General features: G+C 53.1%; 4 protein-coding genes. All 4 read right to left on the bottom strand.

The window, feature by feature from the left end; translation table 11 throughout:
* Positions 1-15 precede the first annotated feature (15 nt).
* Entirely contained in the window at positions 16-204 is a 189-nt protein-coding gene (locus tag FZ041_RS14215; protein WP_075444091.1) for a hypothetical protein, read from the bottom strand.
* 19 nt (positions 205-223) lie between these two features.
* The gene (locus FZ041_RS14210) at positions 224-1,708 is read right to left on the bottom strand and encodes a putative sulfate exporter family transporter (protein ID WP_149190047.1); all 1,485 of its coding nucleotides are present in this window, start codon (positions 1,706-1,708) and stop codon (positions 224-226) included.
* Between the two features lie 192 nt (positions 1,709-1,900).
* Positions 1,901-2,845: a homocysteine S-methyltransferase gene (gene mmuM, locus FZ041_RS14205; protein WP_149190046.1), complete on the bottom strand. Its 945-nt coding sequence runs from the start codon at positions 2,843-2,845 to the stop codon at positions 1,901-1,903.
* A gap of 21 nt (positions 2,846-2,866) precedes the next feature.
* Positions 2,867-3,670, bottom strand: a complete 804-nt coding sequence (locus FZ041_RS14200; RefSeq protein WP_149190045.1) for a basic amino acid ABC transporter substrate-binding protein — start codon at positions 3,668-3,670, stop codon at positions 2,867-2,869.
* Positions 3,671-3,935 lie beyond the last annotated feature (265 nt).

Here is a 3,935-nt window from a genome sequence, read left to right as displayed (position 1 = left end):
GTACCCACAATCCGCTCAGCTGCGGAAAGCATACAGGAACACAGCCAGTAGCACCAGCCCCAGTCCCAGCGATATCCCGCAGAGTTTCACCTCAACGGAGGAAAGATCCGTCCATTCTTCGTTCTGCTGGACAAGTTCCGGATGTTCTTCATAACTGCTGGCTTCTATCGCTGCAGTTCTATTCTTGATGGCAAGATCACTCATGATATTTCATCCTTTCTATTTACGAAGCAACCACCGGCGGCAGGATGCCATGGTAGAACAGATACGAAATGCCAAGGCCTACCCAGAGGATAAAGCCGAATAGCGCAAGGGCATAGACGCCGACGATGCGGCCAAGTCCTTCGGCCCAAAGCTTGCGCACATTGGTAATGAGGCCGATGGAGAAGAAGCAAAGACCAAAGAAGATACTGCGCAACAAGTTGGCCTGTCCGGCACCAGCCCCAGCGGCTTTTACGATATCGGGATTCGTGATACCCCAGAGGAACACACCACCAAATACCACGAGAAAACCAATCAGGAATTTCGGGAAACGGTCGCCAATCTCGCGGAAGGAAACCTTGTAGGATTTGCCTTCGCTGCGTTTGGTGCCGATCTGATAGACAGACCAGACAACAGCCAGCACGAAGGCCCAAATACCGATAAACACATCGATGAACACCTTCGCCGTAGTGGCCGCCATCAGCGTCCATCCCTCCTGATAGTTCACGCCATACTCAGCCAAGGCTTTAGCGCGGATCAGCGAATCGGTGATGGCCCCAGAGGCAATGGCACCGCCATCACTCTTGACGGCCAGGCCCATCCAGGCGCCAGCCACCAGCGGATCATCCGCAAAAAACGTGGTGGCAATCCACGGCAGGATCAATAGCTCCACCGCTACGAATACGATAATGACCGAAGAAAGCACCGTCGGCACGATTGCTCTGGCCCGAATGGCACTGCCCGTGGCAATCGCAGCGGCCACACCGCAGATGGAAATCCCCGAAGCCATCGGTGCCGCCCATTCCGGCGTAAACTTGAAGAACTTGCGGGCAATGATATAAACGACTGGCCAGTAAATCAGATACGCTTCAACTACCGCGCAGATACCGCGGAAAATAACGGTACTCGCCAGCCCCATCGCACCGACTGTCTTTATGGCAATTGTCATGCCTAAGATAACGATACCTGTTTTGATATACCACTCCGGCTTGGCAGCTGTGGACAGGAAAGCCGCAGCCTTCGGAAAGAAATTCCCGATGATGAGGCCAAGCACTAAGGCAATGACAAAGCCGAGCTCACCGAGCCCCAATGACCAGCCGATGCCAAACTTCTCCAGATTGTTCGGCGTAGCTGCCAGATACGCAAAGTTTCCCACAGTATTAGCAGCCACTGTTACCCAGTAGAGAATCGTAAAACCGGCAACAAAGCGCTTGACCGAACTTCCCATGAAGTACGCTCCCGCCGTCGTGAGGATGAGCAGGAACAAATATGTCGCCAGCATCGAGCCAAAGCCCCCGAGGAAAGCAAATTCCTTGGAATTCGGGGCCACGGCCTTGCCGATATCCGACCAGACATTGTACTTGGCGACCCATCCCAAAAGGTCAACACCTGCTGCCTGTCCTGCCCCCAAGGCAACGATCAAAAGCCCCAGCCATACGGCCCACCAATCTTCACTCTTGAAAAATCCCGGTTTCTGTACGAGCAGTTCATGTGGTTCTGCTGTCATACCAATCCACTCCTTTCTTACGAGCCCTATCCTTGACGAATAATAAAGATGATTGCTGATAGAAACAAAAAAGAGGTTCCAAGGACAGCCTCCAGCCCAAAGCTTTGCTGTCCTTGGAACCTCCAATTTTTTGGTCAGTTCCTATCGTTGCTGATACTATATCATACCATGCATATATAGTCAATATGTTTTTTATCTTTTCTCCTGCAACGACTGCCGCAGTGCGGCAATGCCGCGGATATCATCCGGCGTCGTGCGGCAACAGCCGCCGATGAGACGAGCCCCAGCCTCATACCACTGACGCACGAATTCATGATATGGCGTCGCACTGCCATGCCAGGTCTTCGTCACCGCATCGTAAGTCTCTCCCGTATTCGGGTAAACGACCACTGGCTTATCCGTCTGCTCCCGGATACGGCGGATAAGTCCTGCCACATGCTGCGGCGCCGTACAGTTGATGCCGATAGCCGCAACCTGTGACTGCTTATCGAGGAAATGCGCACAATCCGCTATATCATCCCCGCCACAAGTATGCACCTCATCACGGCACGAGAAAGAAATCCAGGCCCCCGCCGCAGGATAACGCTGTAAATCCGCCAGGATTGCCTCGGCCTCAGAAAGGAGCGGCAAAGTCTCACAGGCCAGGATATCCGGCGCGGCCGCGACGAGGATAGCGAGCCGTTCGGCATGAAAATCCGCCAGCTCGGCACGGCTGGCCGAGTAGTCGCCACGGTACTCCGAGCCATCTGCCAAATACGCACCATATGGACCAACAGAGGCTGCGACTAGCGGACGCGGCCGCTGTCCCGCCTTCGCATTCGCCTGCCAATAATCATCACGGGCTTCCTGTACCAAGCGCACCGATCGCGTGATGAGCGCCTTGGCCTGCTCACGCGTAAAGCCCTTCTTCTCAAAGCCCTCAACAGTCGCCTGATAACTCGCACTCGTGGAAATATCGGCGCCAGCCGCATAATAATCATGATGTACAGCCCGCACGAGCTCCGGCTGCTCAAAGAGCGCCTTGGCAGACCAGAGTTCATCATTCGTATCAAAGCCGCGCCGCGCCAGCTCCGTGCCAAAGGCACCATCCAGCACGATGAGGGGATATTCCTGCAAATATTCTGCTATCGTATTCATGGTTATCCTCCCGCTGCCGTCTTACTGCAGCAATTCCTGCGGTGGTTCCTTACCAAACCATTTCTGGTAGATCTCACGGAACTTGCCATTTTTCTTGATGGTTGCCAGACCATCGTTCAACTTCTGCAATACCTCCGTATTGCCCTTGAGGACCGCAATGCCGAGATCTTCCTGCGTCAAAGCAACCTCAGCCACGCGGACATTCTTGTTGTTCGTATGGCTCACATAATATTCATTCGTAGGGATGTCGTTGATGACGGCATCCACCCCGCCATTCTGCACTTCAAGGAAGGCCTCATTGATGGCATTGAACACGCGGACATCTGCCCCTGGAACCTTGCGGGCCGCTTCCTCGCCCGTCGAACCGATCGATACACCGATTTTCTTGCCCTCAAGGTCTTTCGCCGTCTTGATGGTATCGTTATCGGCCTTTACCACTACCCCCAGACCGGCAATGTAATAGCGTTCTGTGAAATCTACATTCTTCTTGCGCTCATCGGTAATGGTGATATCGTTGATTGCCACGTCGATATCCTTCGACTGCAGCGCGGGAATCAAGCCATCGAATGCGCGATTACTGATAGACACATCAAAGCCCTCAACCTCGCCGATTGCCTTGATGATGTCCACGTCAAAGCCAACATAGTCATTTGACGCAGAATCCTGCGCCCCAAACGGCGGATAGCTCGCATCCATGCCGACTTTGAGCACCGGCCTTTGCCCCTGCTCCCCCGAGCTCGCTGCCTGCTGGTCATTCGCGCAGCCACTAAATACCGCCGCCGCAGCAAACACAATCGTAAGTATCAAAAGGATAGTTTTTCTCATACAGTGTACCTCCACAGCTACATATAATGCAACATTGTTACGTTAAAAGAAGTATACATCCTTATACATACTATGTCAATATGTTTTATAAATACATTATCATATTAACTCTGCAAATTGCAGTTTATCTGTCCGTACGTGGTTAAAACAAACTCGGTACAGCTCAGCTTGGGTGGGGGCGGGTGCACTTTTTCTCCGCTTCCGCTAAATGACCCGCGCAGCTGCTTTAGTACGTACTTAGATACATGTGCCGGGCAGGCCAGCG

The sequence above is a fragment of the Pseudoselenomonas caprae genome, from assembly GCF_008271345.1.
GTDB lineage: Bacteria > Bacillota > Negativicutes > Selenomonadales > Selenomonadaceae > Selenomonas_A > Selenomonas_A caprae.
This window is presented reverse-complemented; position numbering and strand designations above follow the sequence as displayed.